Annotated in this window: 14 protein-coding genes; 9 read left to right on the forward strand and 5 right to left on the reverse strand. The window is 69.9% G+C overall.

Annotation, left to right across the window (positions count from 1 at the left end):
• The 5 genes from AC792_RS00740 to AC792_RS00760 form a co-directional block, all read left to right on the forward strand.
• A partial coding sequence (locus AC792_RS00740) for a helicase-associated domain-containing protein (protein WP_160317584.1) occupies window positions 1–1,251 on the forward strand: 1,251 nt, incomplete at its 5' end.
• Window positions 1,244–2,902, forward strand: a complete 1,659-nt coding sequence (locus AC792_RS00745; RefSeq protein WP_049828691.1) for a DNA repair helicase XPB — start codon at window positions 1,244–1,246, stop codon at window positions 2,900–2,902. The genes AC792_RS00740 and AC792_RS00745, both read left to right, overlap by 8 nt.
• A 56-nt stretch (window positions 2,903–2,958) precedes the next feature.
• A complete protein-coding gene (locus AC792_RS00750) occupies window positions 2,959–3,669 on the forward strand; it encodes a response regulator transcription factor (RefSeq protein ID WP_049828692.1) in 711 nt (236 codons plus the stop codon).
• A 9-nt stretch (window positions 3,670–3,678) separates the two neighbouring features.
• Window positions 3,679–5,229 (forward strand): sensor histidine kinase, encoded by a 1,551-nt coding sequence (locus AC792_RS00755; protein ID WP_235436286.1) that lies wholly within the window; start codon window positions 3,679–3,681, stop codon window positions 5,227–5,229.
• Between the two features lie 61 nt (window positions 5,230–5,290).
• Window positions 5,291–5,581, forward strand: a complete 291-nt coding sequence (locus tag AC792_RS00760; RefSeq protein ID WP_049828693.1) for a WXG100 family type VII secretion target — start codon at window positions 5,291–5,293, stop codon at window positions 5,579–5,581.
• Window positions 5,582–5,689: 108 nt separating this feature from the next.
• Here the strand turns inward: AC792_RS00760 and groL are convergent, their stop codons facing one another.
• The 3 genes from groL to AC792_RS00775 all read right to left on the reverse strand — a co-directional run bounded on the left by groL (window position 5,690) and on the right by AC792_RS00775 (window position 8,572).
• The gene (gene groL / locus AC792_RS00765) at window positions 5,690–7,327 is read right to left on the reverse strand and encodes a chaperonin GroEL (protein ID WP_049828694.1); all 1,638 of its coding nucleotides are present in this window, start codon (window positions 7,325–7,327) and stop codon (window positions 5,690–5,692) included.
• Between the two features lie 299 nt (window positions 7,328–7,626).
• The gene (locus AC792_RS00770; protein WP_049828695.1) at window positions 7,627–8,109 is read right to left on the reverse strand and encodes a LytR C-terminal domain-containing protein; all 483 of its coding nucleotides are present in this window, start codon (window positions 8,107–8,109) and stop codon (window positions 7,627–7,629) included.
• Window positions 8,110–8,266: 157 nt separating this feature from the next.
• Window positions 8,267–8,572: a DUF3263 domain-containing protein gene (locus AC792_RS00775; RefSeq protein ID WP_049828716.1), complete on the reverse strand. Its 306-nt coding sequence runs from the start codon at window positions 8,570–8,572 to the stop codon at window positions 8,267–8,269.
• Window positions 8,573–8,682: 110 nt separating this feature from the next.
• Between AC792_RS00775 and AC792_RS00780 the strand changes: the two genes are divergently transcribed.
• Window positions 8,683–9,507: a uracil-DNA glycosylase gene (locus AC792_RS00780; protein ID WP_082177224.1), complete on the forward strand. Its 825-nt coding sequence runs from the start codon at window positions 8,683–8,685 to the stop codon at window positions 9,505–9,507.
• Window positions 9,508–9,550: 43 nt separating this feature from the next.
• Here AC792_RS00780 and AC792_RS00785 read toward each other — a convergent pair whose 3' ends face one another.
• Window positions 9,551–11,011, reverse strand: coding sequence for a threonine/serine ThrE exporter family protein (locus AC792_RS00785; RefSeq protein ID WP_049828717.1), 1,461 nt, complete (start codon window positions 11,009–11,011; stop codon window positions 9,551–9,553).
• Window positions 11,012–11,283: 272 nt separating this feature from the next.
• Window positions 11,284–12,357: a lipid II:glycine glycyltransferase FemX gene (locus AC792_RS00790; protein ID WP_049828697.1), complete on the reverse strand. Its 1,074-nt coding sequence runs from the start codon at window positions 12,355–12,357 to the stop codon at window positions 11,284–11,286.
• Window positions 12,358–12,505: 148 nt separating this feature from the next.
• Between AC792_RS00790 and AC792_RS00795 the strand changes: the two genes are divergently transcribed.
• The 3 genes from AC792_RS00795 to AC792_RS00805 all read left to right on the forward strand — a co-directional run bounded on the left by AC792_RS00795 (window position 12,506) and on the right by AC792_RS00805 (window position 14,913).
• The gene (locus AC792_RS00795; RefSeq protein ID WP_049828718.1) at window positions 12,506–13,510 is read left to right on the forward strand and encodes an aldo/keto reductase family protein; all 1,005 of its coding nucleotides are present in this window, start codon (window positions 12,506–12,508) and stop codon (window positions 13,508–13,510) included.
• 8 nt (window positions 13,511–13,518) lie between these two features.
• On the forward strand, window positions 13,519–14,364 hold the full coding sequence (locus AC792_RS00800; RefSeq protein WP_049828719.1) for an NAD-dependent epimerase/dehydratase family protein: 846 nt from the start codon (window positions 13,519–13,521) through the stop codon (window positions 14,362–14,364).
• Window positions 14,365–14,466: 102 nt separating this feature from the next.
• A complete protein-coding gene (locus AC792_RS00805; RefSeq protein WP_049828698.1) occupies window positions 14,467–14,913 on the forward strand; it encodes a hypothetical protein in 447 nt (148 codons plus the stop codon).
• Window positions 14,914–14,989 lie beyond the last annotated feature (76 nt).

Raw genomic sequence — 14,989 nt, forward strand, 5'->3', positions numbered from 1 at the left:
GTGACCAGGTTGCCCGACGGCTCGGCCGTCAACGCCCCGGCCGCCCAGGTGTCGCGCCCCAATGCACCCCCGGTGCGTCGGCATCTCCTCGCGGTCGCCGTCGAGCTGACCGACGGCGCCGGTGCCCCGGGGACCGGCCCTGACGGGGGTGGGCAGCCCACGACCCTCCCCGTCCTCACCGAGGAGGCGGTGGTGGGGCTCGCCTCCTGGCACCGGCCGCGCCTGCACCGGCGCTTCACGCGGTTGGTCCCCGGCATGCTGGAGGAGGCCGCGGCCCTCGGGCTGATCGGGGGCGGCGCCCTCACGGACCCGGGACGGTCGATCGCCGGGGAACGCTTCGAGGAGGCTGCCGCGCTCGTCCGTGATGCCCTGCCGGCCCCGGTGACCCAGGTGGTGCTGCAGGCGGACCTGACCGCCGTCGCTCCCGGCTACCTGCTGCCCGAGGTGGCCCGGGGTCTCGCGCGGCCGGCCACCGCCGAGGGGCAGGGCCCGGCCACCCCCTTCCGGTTCTCGGCCGGGTCGCTCCGGGCCGCCCTCGCTGCCGGGGAGGATGCCGCGTCGATCCTCGTCTTCCTCCGTGAGCACTCCGCCACGGAGGTGCCGCAGGCCCTCGCGTACCTCATCGAGGACACCGCGTCCCGGCACGGCGCGGTGCGGGTGGGGCGCGCGGGCAGCTATCTGCGCACGGAGGACGACGCCGTGATCGGCGCCGTCCTGTCGGATCCACGCGCCCGCACCCTGGGCATCGTCCAGCTGGCGCCCACCGTGCTCGTCTCCCCGGCATCGCCGCAGGAACTGGACCGGCTGCTGGGCGATCTCGGCTTCGCCGCGGCCTCGGACACGATGGTGCCCGCGGCACCCGCCGGCGCTCCTGCGGGGGAGGCCGCACCGGCGGCTCCCCGGACCTCGCCGCGCTCCAGGCTCGACCCGTGGTCGGTGGCCGAGGAGGAGATCACCGCGCAGCTCGGCACGCTCCGGTCCGGCTCCCCGGGTCCGGTGGACGGGGCGGCGTACGACGGCGGGACGCTCCTGGGACTCGAGACCCTGCGATCGGCCATCCGCTCGCGCAGCCGGATCCTGCTCGGCACCGCGGACGGGGAGGGGAATCACGTCCGTCAGGTCCTCGTTCCACTCTCCGTCTCCGGTGGGCGCCTGCGCGTGTTCGACCCGGAGAAGCAGGTGGAGCGAGTCGTGTCCGTACACCGCGTCATGGACGTGGAGATCCTCGAAGGGAGTCCCGCAGATGACTGACGGGCCACTGATCGTCCAGAGCGACAAGACCATCCTGCTCGAGGTGGACCACGAGCGGGCCACCGAGGCCCGGCACGCGATCGCCGCGTTCGCCGAGCTGGAGCGCGCACCGGAGCACGTCCACAGCTACCGGCTCACCCCGCTGGGGCTCTGGAACGCCCGCGCAGCGGGGCTGGACGCCGAGCAGGTCCTCGACACGCTGCTGGAGTACTCGCGCTTCCCGGTGCCCCATGCGCTGCTGATCGACATCGAGGACACCATGTCGCGCTACGGGCGCCTGAGGCTGGAGAAGGACCCCCAGCACGGCCTGGTGCTGCGCACCACCGACTACCCCGTGCTCGAGGAGGTGCTCCATGCCAAGAAGATCGAGCCCCTCCTCGGGCCGCGGATCGACGGCGAGACCGTGGTGGTGCACTCCTCGCAGCGTGGGCAGCTCAAGCAGCTCCTGCTGAAACTCGGTTGGCCGGCGGAGGACCTCGCGGGGTACGTGGACGGCACACCGCACCCGATCGTGCTGCGGGAGGACGGCTGGGCGCTGCGCCCCTACCAGCAGCTCGCGGTGGAGAACTTCTGGTCGGGCGGATCCGGTGTCGTGGTGCTGCCCTGCGGGGCGGGCAAGACCCTCGTGGGTGCAGCCGCCATGGCCATGAGCCGGACCACCACGCTCATCCTGGTCACCAACACCGTCTCGGCCAGGCAGTGGAAGGACGAGCTGCTCAAGCGCACGTCGCTCACCGAGGAGGAGATCGGGGAGTACTCGGGGTCGGTGAAGGAGGTGCGTCCGGTGACCATCGCCACCTACCAGGTCCTCACCACCAGGCGCGGCGGTCTCTACCCGCACCTGGAGCTGCTGGATGCGAACGACTGGGGCCTGGTGGTCTACGACGAGGTGCACCTGCTGCCCGCGCCGATCTTCAAGATGACCGCCGATCTCCAGGCCCGCCGGAGACTCGGGCTCACGGCCACGCTCGTGCGCGAGGACGGACGCGAGGGCGAGGTGTTCTCCCTGATCGGCCCGAAGCGCTACGACGCCCCGTGGAAGGACATCGAGGCCCAGGGGTACATCGCCCCCGCGGACTGCGTGGAGGTCCGGGTGGACCTCCCGCGGGACGAGCGGGTGGCCTACGCCATGGCCGACGACGCCGACAAGTACCGTCTGTGCGCCACCTCCGACACGAAGTCGGAGGTGGTGGAGAAGCTGGTGGCCTCGCACCGGGACGAGCAGCTGCTCGTGATCGGGCAGTACATCGACCAGCTCGACGACCTCGCCGGGCGGCTCGACGCCCCCGTGATCAAGGGGGACACCTCGGTGAAGGAGCGCCAGCGGTTGTTCGACGCGTTCCGCTCCGGTGAGGTCAGGGTCCTGGTGGTGTCCAAGGTGGCGAACTTCTCGATCGACCTCCCCGAGGCGTCCGTCGCCGTCCAGGTCTCGGGTTCGTTCGGCTCACGGCAGGAGGAGGCGCAACGCCTCGGCAGGCTGCTGCGGCCGAAGTCCGACGGGCGGGCCGCCCGCTTCTACACCGTCGTCGCCCGGGACACCCTGGACCAGGACTTCGCGGCCAAGCGGCAGCGGTTCCTCGCGGAGCGGGGGTACGCCTACCGGATCCTCGACGCGACGGCGATACCGGATCCGAACCCCAGCGCGCAGTGAGCGTGTTCCAGGTACCCGTCCAGCGACCTCCCAGGCAACGCGCGGATACTGGGGCCGTGAACAGAACAGGCTATGAAGCGAAACTGTTGGTGGTCGACGACGAACCGAACATCCGGGAGCTGCTCTCGACGTCGCTGCGGTTCGCGGGGTTTGACGTCGTCGCCGCCGGCAACGGTCGCGAGGCCCTCGCCGCCGCCGAGACCCACAACCCCGATCTCGCCGTCCTGGACGTCATGCTGCCGGACATGGACGGCTTCACCGTCACCCGCCGTCTGCGCGCCGCCGGCCGGCACTTCCCCGTGGTGTTCCTGACCGCCCGGGACGACACCGAGGACAAAGTCACCGGCCTGACGGTGGGCGGCGACGACTACGTCACCAAACCCTTCAGCCTCGACGAGGTGGTGGCGCGGATCCGCGCGGTGCTGCGGCGCACCCATCCGATGGACGACGACGACGCCGTGATCCGCGTGGACGACCTCGAGCTCGACGACGACGCCCACGAGGTGCGTCGGGCCGGGGAGACGATCGACCTCTCCCCCACCGAGTTCAAGCTGCTGCGCTACCTCATGATGAACCCGAACCGCGTGCTGTCCAAGGCCCAGATCCTCGATCACGTCTGGGAGTACGACTTCAACGGTGACGCGTCCATCGTGGAGTCCTACATCTCCTACCTCCGCCGCAAGATCGACCGGAACCCGGACGCGGTGGCGCTCATCCAGACCAAGCGCGGGGTGGGCTACCTGCTCCGCACCGCCGGCAAGCGCTAGTGCGGGCCTTTGGTCACGCGCTGGAACGCGGCGTCGCTCCGCTCACAGCTGGTCGCCATCATCATGGCCCTCATGATCGTGACGGTGGGCATCACGGGTCTCGCCACGGTGTCGCTGCTGCGCCAGGGGCTGCTGGACCGGGTGGACGCCGACATCGCGGGCAGCGCCTCCACCGTCTCCTCGACGTTCTACTCGCAGGACCCGGCGAACGACGGCACGATCCTGCGCTACTACGCGGCGATCCTCGACCAGGACGCCTCGATCGTCCGCGAGAACCAGTCGCCCGACGTCGCGGACCGGCCCCGGCTCGACACCCTCACCCCCGACCGGATCGCCGAGCTGCGCCGCGCCGGCACCAGCGTCCCGGGGACGGAGGCCACCAGTCAGGGCTGGCGCGTACGGGTGTTCCCGTTCACCAACGAGGACGGCTACCTGGCGATCGCGACCCGGCTCAACACCGTCGACGAGTCCGTCCAGGAGGCCACGGAGATCACGATCACCGCCGGCTTCGTGACCATCGCACTGGCGTCGCTGATCGCGTACGTGGCCGTCACCCGGCAGTTCGCCCCGCTGGCGCGGGTGGAACGCACGGCGGCGGCCATCGCCGCCGGTGACCTCTCCCGCAGGGTGACCGTGGAGCGCCCCGCCACGGAGGTGGGCCGGTTGTCCCGCTCCCTCAATGCCATGCTCGCCCACATCGAGGAGGCCTTCGCGGCGAGGACGGCGTCGGAGACCAAGATGCGCCGCTTCGTCTCCGACGCCTCCCACGAGCTGCGCACGCCGCTCGTGACCATCCGCGGCTACTCGGAGCTCTACCGGCACGGGGCCCTCCAGAAGGAGGAGGACGTCGCCACGGCGATGGGACGGATCGAGAGCGAGGCGATCCGGATGGGTCAGCTCGTGGAGGACCTGCTCACGCTCGCCCGGATCGACGAGCAGCGTCCCCTCGACGTGAGACCCGTCGACCTGATGGTCCTCGGGCACGACGCCGCGTTCGACGCGCACGCCACCGCCCCGGACCGCACCGTCACCGTGCTGGGGCTCGACGGCGGGACACCCCGTTCCGCCCCGACACGGGGGGACGAGGCCCGGCTCCGTCAGGTGATCGCGAACCTGATGACCAACGCGCTCCGCTACACCCCCGAGGGCTCCCCCATCGAGATCGCCGTGGGTGTGGCGCCCGTGCTGCACGGCCACAGCGACTCGGTCCTCGAGATCCGCGACCACGGACCGGGGATCTCCGAGGAGGACGCCGGCAAGGTCTTCGAACGCTTCTACCGGGCGGACTCGTCACGGTACCGGGAGACCGGCGGTACGGGTCTCGGCCTGGCGATCGTCGCGGCGCTGGTGGCCCAGCACGACGGCACGGGGCGCCTGGAGGAGACGGCGGGCGGGGGCGCCACGCTCTCGATCCGGCTCCCGCCCATCCCCCCTCCGGCACAGGGCGAGGAGGAGATCCCGGATGCCGACGGCGAGGTACGCGTTCCGTCCGGTGCCATCACTCCTCCGCAGGCGCCTTCCGTGAAACCGGTTATCCACAAAGGCGGAGCCGAGCACTGACCCCCGGGCCGGGGTGCCCTAGCGTCGGAGGCACCAGGGCACGTCACACAAGGGAGCAGACATGGCAATGTTCAACGTAGACACCGACAGCCTCGCGGCGAAGAGCAGCCAGGTGCAGGGCACCATCGCGCGGCTCCAGGCGGAGGTCAACTCGATGCAGGCCGGCCTGCGGGAGCTGGAGGGCATGTGGACCGGGCAGGCGGCCACGAACTTCCAGCAGCTCATCCTGCAGTGGCGGGCCACCCAGCAGCAGGTCGAGGAATCCCTCACCGGGATCAACGGGGCGCTCGACGTGGCCACCGTGCAGTACGCCGAGGCCGAGCAGAGCAACGCCCGGATGTTCATGAGCTGATCCTCATGGGTTCCGCCCTCCGGGAGGCAGCAGGAAGGGCGGCACCCCACAGGGTGCCGCCCTTCCCGTAGTACGCCGTGCCCGGCAGGGCCCGGACGGTGCCGGGGGCTAGAAGCCGCCCATCCCGCCCATGCCGCCCATGTCGTCGCCGCCACCGCCGGCAGGAGCTGCCTTCTCCGGCTTGTCGGCCACGACGGCCTCCGTGGTGAGGAACAGGCCGGCGATCGACGCCGCGTTCTGCAGGGCCGAGCGGGTCACCTTCACGGGGTCGTTGACGCCCGCGGCGAGCAGGTCCTCGTACTCGCCGGTCGCGGCGTTGAGGCCGTGACCTGCGGGCAGCCCGCGGACCTTGTCCACCACGACGCCGGGCTCGAGGCCGGCGTTGAAGGCGATCTGCTTCAGGGGGGCGTCGATGGCCACGCGGACGATGTTCGCGCCGGTCGCCTCGTCACCCGAGAGCTCGAGGTTGGCGAACGCCGTGGCGCCGGCCTGGATGAGGGCCACGCCACCACCGGCGACGATGCCCTCCTCGACGGCCGCCTTCGCGTTGCGCACGGCGTCCTCGATGCGGTGCTTGCGCTCCTTGAGCTCCACCTCGGTGGCTGCGCCGGCCTTGATGACCGCGACACCGCCGGCCAGCTTGGCCAGGCGCTCCTGCAGCTTCTCGCGGTCGTAGTCCGAGTCGGAGTTGTCGATCTCGGCACGGATCTGGGCCACGCGCCCGGCGATGGCGTCGGCGTCGCCGGCTCCCTCGACGATCGTGGTCTCGTCCTTGGTCACGACGACCTTGCGGGCGGTACCCAGCAGGTCGATCGTGGCGGTCTCGAGCTTCAGACCCACCTCCTCGGCGATGACCTGGCCACCGGTGAGGATGGCGATGTCGGCGAGCTGGGCCTTGCGGCGGTCACCGAAGCCGGGAGCCTTGACGGCCACGGACTTGAAGGTGCCGCGGATCTTGTTGACCACGAGGGTGGCGAGGGCTTCGCCCTCGATGTCCTCGGCGATGATCAGCAGCGGCTTGCCGGACTGCATGACCTTCTCGAGGACGGCCACGAGGTCCTTCACGTTGCTGATCTTCGAGTTGACGATCAGGATGTAGGGGTCCTCGAGCACCGTCTCCTGGCGCTCTGCGTCCGTGACGAAGTAGCCCGAGATGTAGCCCTTGTCGAAGCGCATGCCCTCGGTGAGCTCGAGCTCGAGGCCGAAGGTGTTCGACTCCTCGACGGTGATGACGCCTTCCTTGCCCACCTTGTCGAGGGCCTCGGCGATCAGGTCACCGATCTGCTTGTCACCGGCCGAGATGGAGGCGGTGGCAGCGATCTGCTCCTTGGTCTCGATCTCCTTCGCCGAGGCGAGCAGCTCGTCCGTGACGGCCTTGACGGCCTTCTCGATGCCGCGCTTGAGGCTCAGGGGGTCCGCGCCGGCCGCGACGTTGCGCAGGCCTTCCTTGACGAGTGCCTGGGCGAGCACGGTGGCGGTGGTGGTTCCGTCGCCGGCGACGTCGTCCGTCTTCTTGGCGACCTCCTTGACGAGCTCCGCGCCGATCTTCTCGAACGGGTCGTCGAGCTCGATCTCCTTGGCGATGGACACGCCGTCGTTCGTGATGGTGGGGGCGCCCCACTTCTTCTCGAGCACCACGTTGCGGCCACGGGGGCCGAGCGTTACCTTGACGGCGTCAGCGAGGATGTTCAGACCCCGCTCGAGGCCGCGGCGGGCCTCCTCATCAAAAGAAATGATCTTGGCCATAACGGCTTAGGTCCTTTCGGGACGGTTGCATCTCAGCGAATGAATGCTTGCCTGCGTATGGTGCCCGCGACGGCCGGGCAGCGCCCAGGACGATCTCTTTCACGTCCAGGACCCCACCCCCACCACAGAGGTTCGCCTGCTTCACCCATCGCGCGCGGCCTTAGCAGTCGGCGCGCATGAGTGCTAACTCAATAATTAGCACTCACACCACGCGAGTGCAACCTTCCCGGCCCTCCGGTGGACTGCCGGGGCACGGCCGGACGATCGACCCCGGCGGCCTCCGAACCGGTCCGCTCGGCCTACTCGAACTCGGGTCCGAGCACCACGGAGATCTCGGACGCCACGTCCGCGCCGTCGATCAGGTCCGTGATGCCGAGGTCCGCGGCCACGGCCTCGGCAGCCGCCCGCTGGTCCTCACCGTTGAAGAAGACCACGGAGTTCTCCACCGGCGCACCCACCCAGTTGCCGGGCAGCGTGCCGGTCCATCCTTCGACCGCGAGCCGATTCGCGCCGATCGTCGCGAGACCCGGGGTCCCGGCACCGTTGAGCACGTTCACCGTCTGCTCCCGGTCGATGCCGCCCCCCGTACCGCCCACCGCGCCGGTCCCGTCCGGATCGGCGCCCCCGCCGCCGGCAGAGGCCTCCGGGGAGGCGCCGGCCCCTCCGTCGGGCTCCGGGTCCGCCGCCGGGGCGGACTGCGACGCGCCCCCGTCCCCCGCCTCCGCGAGGTCGAGGCGGGGGGGGAGGAGGGAGGACCCGAGGCCGATCAGCAGTGCGGGCACCGCGGCCGTGGTCTTGGGGCCCAGGCCGCCCGACGGGGCGGGGTCGGGTTGTCCCGGTGGACACCCTGGCGGTCCGAGGACTCCGGGGCGGCGGCGAACCCGTCCCGCGGATGGTGGGTCATGGGTAGGAGGGTCCTTCGGTTCTCGGGCGGTGGACCTAGATGTCCGCGCCGAGCCTGCGGGCGGAACGTGCCTTCTGGCGTGTGGAGCGCAGTCGTCGCAGGCGCTTGACGAGCATCGGGTCGTGGGCCAGCGCCGCCTCGGTGTCGATCAGGGCGTTGAGCGCCTGGTAGTAGTGCGTGGCGGACAGGTTGAACAGGTCCCGGATGGCCTGTTCCTTGGCGCCGGAGTACTTCCACCACTCCCGCTCGAGGGCGAGCATCCGCTGGTCCCGGTCACCGAGCGCCGGCTCGGCCTCCGGTCGTGCGGTACCCGGATCCGCCTGCCGGGGTGTCCCGGTCATCGTCACCACCGCCTTCCTCCGTACGACACAGTGTCTTTCCATGGTAGTGGGCGGTGCGGACCGTGTCATACGTGCCCGTCGTGTCGGACGACCTCACCACAATGGAGGGTATGACACATGACGACGGCACCCTCTTCGACCTCCCGCCCTCCTCCGGCGCTGCGCCTGGGCTTCACCTGAAAGGCAGCAGGAGGCCCGGCACCCCCGTGTCGCCGAACGAGGCGGTCTTCCCGTTCTCGGCCCCCGCCCGAGCCTCGGACCTCGTCCCCGCGGACTGGGCTGCTGCGCTCGGACCGGTGGAACCGGTGCTCCACCGGCTCGCCACGTCGCTCGCGTCGGACCTCGACGGCGGGCCACGGGTCCTGCCGGGCCCCGCGCAGATCCTGCGCGCCCTCGGGACACCGCTCGACCGGATCCGGGTGGTGATCGTCGGGCAGGACCCGTACCCCACGATCGGTCACGCAGTCGGTCTGAGCTTCGCCGTCGATCCCCGCACCCGGCCCGTTCCCCGCAGCCTCGCGAACATCTACCGTGAGCTCTCCTCGGACCTCGGCATCGCCGTGCCGTCCACCGGTGACCTCTCGGGCTGGGAGGAGCAGGGCGTCCTCCTGCTCAACCGGGTCCTCACCGTCCGGGCCGGGGAGGCCGCCTCGCACCGCGGACTCGGCTGGGAGGAGGTCACCGACGCCGCGATCCGTGCCCTCGTGGAGCGGGGCGGGCCACTGGTGGCCGTGCTGTGGGGGAAGGACGCCCAGCGGCTGAAGCCCCTGCTCGGGTCCGTACCCACCGTCGAGTCCGTCCATCCGAGCCCGTTGTCGGCGGCGCGGGGGTTCTTCGGTTCGAGACCGTTCAGCCGCGCCAACCAGCTGCTGACCGAGCAGGGCGGCGAGCCCGTCGACTGGTCACGCACCGTGGCGGCGCGCGACACTGCCTGAGCACCCGTTCCTGCCGGCTCCGGCGCAGGGTGACCGGGCGGGATCAACGACGGCGGTTGCGCTGCCGCTCCTGGGCGCTCAGCCTGCGGGTGAAGGGACGTGCGAGGTTGTCGCCGAGCACCACACCGGCGGCGATGGCCAGCACCACGGTGAGCGCGTTGAACAACCCCGCCGCTCCCCCGGACACCACGTCGACGTCGATGGTCAGCTGGTACATGGAGCGGAACACCATCAGTCCGGGGTAGAGGAACATCACCGCGGGTACCGCCACCACCAGCTGCGGTGCCCCCATCCGCAGCGCCACGACCCGGGAGAGCGCACCGATGAGGACGGCCGCGAGCGCCGGGGCCAACCGGTAGCCCACCCCTGCCGACATGGCGCCGATCAGCAGCAGGTATCCCGCCACCGCCACGAGCGAGGTGGGGATCACGAGCTTCACGTCCGTCTGCTCGGCGATGCAGATCATGGCGATCGCGACGAACACGAACAGGGCCACCAGGGGCCAGGGGTACCTCGATTCGACGGGGTCGAGGACCTCGAGCTCCGGCACACCCAGTGAGGTTCCGGCCACCAGGGCCACGGCGATCCCCGCCACCAGGGCGGCGAACACGAGTAGCCCGGACACGAAACGCCCGGCAGCGGTGACCGGGAACCCGTTGATGGCGTCCTGCATGGCGGAGATCAGCCTGCCGGTCGGCAGGAGCAGCAGGATCCCGCCCACCACCACGAGCGCCGGCGTGATGGGGACCCGGAGCCACCAGAACAGGGTGGCCATCAGTGTCACGAGGGCGGCGGAGGTGGCCACCGAGAAGAACTCGGGGACCCGCCACTCGCCGAGCTTCCTGCTCACCAGTTCCACGAGGATGCAGCTGACGAAGCCGATGAGCGATCCCGGGGGCCCCCCGCCGATGAAGGCCACGATCGCGGCGGCGAAGATGCCGAACGCCGCGGTGACCATCCAGCGCGGGAACGGTTTGGGGCGCCGGGTGATCTCCTCGAGACGCTGCGCCGCCTCGGTTCGGGAGACGCCGCCGTCGGCGATGTCGGAGACGAGCCGGTGGATCGCCGTGAGCCCGGCGTAGTTGTTGGTCCAGGACCGCACAACGCGCAGCACCGTGGTGGGCGTCTGGTCCTTCACCGAGTAGTTGAGCACCACCGACTGGTTGGTGATGTCCACCTCGATGTTGTCGAGCCCGAAGGCGGCGGTCACGGCGATGATGCTGGTCTCCACCTCCAGCGCACCTGCACCGTACCGGAACATGGCCTCGGCGAGACTCAGCGAGAAATCCAGCGCCTTCCGGGCACCGGCGTCGGGACCGGCCACCTGGATGGTGGGATTCGCGTAGGGACTCCCCGCCAGCCGCTCCACGATGGTCATGGCCTGCGTGGGCGGGGCCTCGCCCTGCACGAGGCGGCGGAGCATACCGCGAGCGGCGGCATTGGGCCGGTTCGAGGACGGGACGGACTGCGGGGTACCGGGCAGCGCGTCGGCCGGACGTGTCATGGGGTGCCGCTGCCGCCCGGCCCTGGCGCTCTTCGCCGCGGGGGCCTGTCCGGGTGGCCGCGCGGGGCGGTCACCGCTGACGGCGTCCCCCTGACCCGCGGAGATCTTCTTCTTCTCGTCCGGGGTGGGGTCGAAGGGCCTCCGGATGACGGGGAGCGCTTCTGCCACCGGGGACGGGTTGGTGGCCGGGGTGGAGCTCCGCTCCGGGGTGGGACCGTCTTTCACAGCCGCCTCTCGTTCTCGATCCACCGCCCCGGGAGGCGGCTTCGTGCTCAGTAGAACGGTTGGTGCGTCCGCCGCCAGTGGATCTGGCGTGCCACCCGTTCGGCAACCGTGTTCCACACACGATACTTCCAGCCGCTGACCACGAGGTCGTAGCAGCCCGAGAAGTCGGTCACGGTCTTGGTGAAACTCGTCTTGAACAGACCGAGCCCGTGGTGCGGGTGGTCCTTGTCCTTCAGCCGGTCGCTCGGCGGCGTACCGCAGAAGTCGTACTCCACGATGCCGAACTCGTCCTTGAGATCGGTGATCGCCCGCCACTGCACCAGATGGGAGTCCCCGTACTGCGAGCGTGCCGGGCGCGAGCCGCCGTCCTTGTAGGTGCCCTTGGACCCGTAGTTGATCACGAAGGCACCCACGGAGGGCTCGCCGTCCTCGTACACGAAGTAGAACCGGCCCTGACCGGCGTCCACGAAGTTCTGCCAGAAGCGGCTGTAGTACTCGAAGGACCGCATGCGCGCGGCCGAGCGGTCCTCGATGTGCGACATCAGCGAGTACATGGCCCGGAAGGTCTCCTGCGTGGGTTCCATGCGCCGCACCTCCACCCCCTCACGGATGGCACGGCGTACCGCGTTGCGGCCACGCGCGTGCAGGTTCCGCAGCAGCTGGTTCGCCTCCGGCGTCGTGTCCAGGAGGGCCGTGCTGTCATTGGGCTGCAGGTTGAAGGTCTTGACCAGCCCGGCGGCACGGAAGCTCTCGCGGAGTCCGGGGTTGTCGATCAGGTCCGGTTCCACCTTGACGGCGAAGACGCGGTGGCCTTCCCTGCGGGCGAGCTCCGCGACCGCGCGGGCGGCTGCCGGGACGTGGGACGCCTCGCCGACCCCCGGCCCCTTGATGAGGTACCAGAGTGCCCCGATGCCGGGCACCTTCTTCTCGAGGACTAGGTTGTGGCTCGTGTACCCGGGGCCGTCCAGCACCACGAAACGGGGCCGCCACCCGTGGTGCGACTTCACCTCCGCGAACGCCATGGACTGCAGCAGATTGCCACCGCCCGGATTCGCGGTCACGAGGGCATCCCAGTTCTGCTGCTCCGTCCCGGTGGCGAAACGGGCACTGAAATCGACCAAGATTCCTCATTCACTGGTGGGTGACTACCGAAGGACGCCCACCAGTCTAAAGGCTGGCATCCCCTCCCCCGAGCGGCGCGATGCACAAGTTGCTTCAGGAAACGGAAAGGTCTGTACTCGGATGCTCAGCATGGTTAGCATCGGGATCATGGACTTCAGATACCTGGGAAACAGCGGCTTCAAAATTTCGGAGATCACCTACGGCAACTGGCTGACGCACGGCTCGCAGGTCGAGAACGACGTCGCCACCCGGTGCGTCCGCGCCGCGCTCGACGTCGGCATCACCACGTTCGACACCGCGGACGTGTACGCCAACACGGCGGCCGAGACCGTGCTCGGCGAGGCGCTGAAGGGTGAGAGGCGCCAGTCCCTCGAGATCTTCACGAAGGTCTGGGGACCCACGGGGCCCAAGGGGCACAACGACGTCGGACTCTCCCGCAAGCACATCATGGAGTCGATCGACGGCTCCCTGGAACGTCTGCAGACGGACTACGTGGATCTCTACCAGGCGCACCGGTACGACCACGAGACGCCCCTCGAGGAGACCATGCAGGCCTTCGCGGACATCGTCCGGCAGGGCAAGGCCCTCTACATCGGTGTCAGCGAGTGGACCGCCCAGCAGATCCGGGACGGGCACGCCCTCGCGAAGGACCTCGGCTTCCAGCTGATCTCCAACCAGCCCCAGTACTCGATGCTGTGGCGCGTCATCGAGGGCGAGGTGGTTCCCGCCTCGGAGGAGCTCGGTCTCTCCCAGATCGTCTGGTCGCCCGTGGCGCAGGGTGTGCTCACCGGGAAGTACACGCCGGGACAGCAGCCCGAGCAGGGCACACGTGCCTCGGACAGCAAGGGCGGCGCGGACATGATCAAGCGCTGGATGGACGACGACGTCCTCACGGGGGTGCAGAAGCTGGCGCCGATCGCCGACGGGCTGGGACTGACCATGGCGCAGCTGTCCATCGCCTGGGTGCTGCAGAACCAGAACGTGGCCTCCGCGATCATCGGAGCATCCAAACCCGAGCAGGTGGAGTCGAACGCCGCCGCCGCGGGCGTGAAGCTGGAGGACGACGTCCTGAAGGCGATCGACGACGCCATCGGGCACCTCGCGACCACCGATGTCGCGAAGACCGTCTCCCCCGACACGCGCCCCGCCTGATGGGTGCACTGACGGTCGCGGTCACCGGGTCCAACGGCAAGCTCGGCCGCAGCGTGGTCCGCGGGCTGCGCGAGGCGGGGCACACGGTCTTCGAACTGGACCAGTTCGGCGAGCGCAGCCCCGAGTTCCTGCGGATCGACCTGCGGGACTACGGCCAGGTGGCCGACGCCCTCGCCGGCGTGGACGACAAGTACGCGGGGCTCGACGCCGTGGTGCACCTGGGTGCCATCCCGGCACCAGGGCTGCAGGCGGACGCCGCGACCTTCCACAACAACATGATCTCCACGTACAACGTGTTCCAGGCATGCCGCCGGGCCGGGATCAAACGGGTGGTCTACGCCTCCAGCGAGACGGTGCTCGGACTGCCGTTCGACACCCCGCCCCCGTACATCCCGGTGGACGAGGAGTACGCGGCGCGACCGGAGAGCACCTACTCGCTGGTCAAGCACCTCGAGGAGCAGCTGGCCATCGAGCTGACGCGGTGGGATCCCACCCTGAGCATCACGGCCCTGCGCTTCTCCAACGTGATGGACCCGGAGGACTACGCGCAGTTCCCGTCCTTCGACGCCGACGCGAGCGCGCGCAAGTGGAACCTCTGGGGATACATCGACGGACGCGACGGCGCCCAGGCGGTGCAGCGGGCCCTCGAGAATGCGGGCCCGGGCTTCGACCGCTTCATCATCGCGGCGGCGGACACCGTGATGAGCCGGTCCAGTGCGGACCTCGCCGCCGAGGTGTTCCCCGGCGTCGGGCTCACGCGTGAGGTGACCGAGCACGAGACGCTGCTGAGCATCGACAAGGCCCGGCGCGTCCTCGGGTACGCCCCGCGCCACAGCTGGCGCGACCACGTCTGAGGACAGCACAGGGATTCCGGGGCGGGTGCCGTGACTGTCACCCGCCCCGGAAGATCAGTAGGCTGATGATCGAACGATCAGCACCGACGAAAGGCAGAGCAGATGACCGAGAATCTTCCCGACGAGGAACTCACCGTCGTGGGCGAGGACCCCGAGGTGCCGAACGACTCGATCGCCCCCGAGGCGCTGGACCCGGTGCTCGAGGGGCAGCCGGACAGCTACGCGGATGCGGCGGAGGAGAACCCCGACCGCTGGCAGGAGGACCCCCTCCTGCAGGACGAGCCCGGCGTCGACTCGATCGACGACGAGAACAGTGTGCCCGTGATCGGCGAGGAGGGGATCCTGAGCGATCAGACCCTCCGTGAGGAGACCGCCGAGGCACGGTACGAGAGCGGTGACGAGCAGATCGTGACGGAGGAGCCCCGCATGGGCCAGGCCGCGGCGGACGTGGACTTCGGCATGATGGAGGACGACGTCGACGGCAGCGACGACCCCGCGAACCGCGGCGGTGCGCCACTGAACGCGATGGACCAGGACGACGTCCGGTAGGTACGGAGCACGGTGACAGGAGCCCCGGGGAGCGCATCCCCGGGGCTCCTGCACGTCCTACGAAGACCTCGCACCC

The organism is Arthrobacter sp. RIT-PI-e, from assembly GCF_001187915.1.
Classification (GTDB): domain Bacteria; phylum Actinomycetota; class Actinomycetes; order Actinomycetales; family Micrococcaceae; genus Arthrobacter_D.

Bases quoted from the DNA above. Each gene is read 5' to 3' on its own strand.
- AC792_RS00805 (WP_049828698.1), top strand. From the start codon at position 14,467: ATGACCGAGAATCTTCCCGACGAGGAACTCACCGTCGTGGGCGAGGAC.
- AC792_RS00775 (WP_049828716.1), bottom strand. From the start codon at position 8,572: ATGACCGGGACACCCCGGCAGGCGGATCCGGGTACCGCACGACCGGAG.
- AC792_RS00760 (WP_049828693.1), top strand. From the start codon at position 5,291: ATGGCAATGTTCAACGTAGACACCGACAGCCTCGCGGCGAAGAGCAGC.
- AC792_RS00795 (WP_049828718.1), top strand. From the start codon at position 12,506: ATGGACTTCAGATACCTGGGAAACAGCGGCTTCAAAATTTCGGAGATC.
- groL (WP_049828694.1), bottom strand. From the start codon at position 7,327: ATGGCCAAGATCATTTCTTTTGATGAGGAGGCCCGCCGCGGCCTCGAG.
- AC792_RS00780 (WP_082177224.1), top strand. From the start codon at position 8,683: ATGACACATGACGACGGCACCCTCTTCGACCTCCCGCCCTCCTCCGGC.
- AC792_RS00745 (WP_049828691.1), top strand. From the start codon at position 1,244: ATGACTGACGGGCCACTGATCGTCCAGAGCGACAAGACCATCCTGCTC.
- AC792_RS00785 (WP_049828717.1), bottom strand. From the start codon at position 11,011: ATGACACGTCCGGCCGACGCGCTGCCCGGTACCCCGCAGTCCGTCCCG.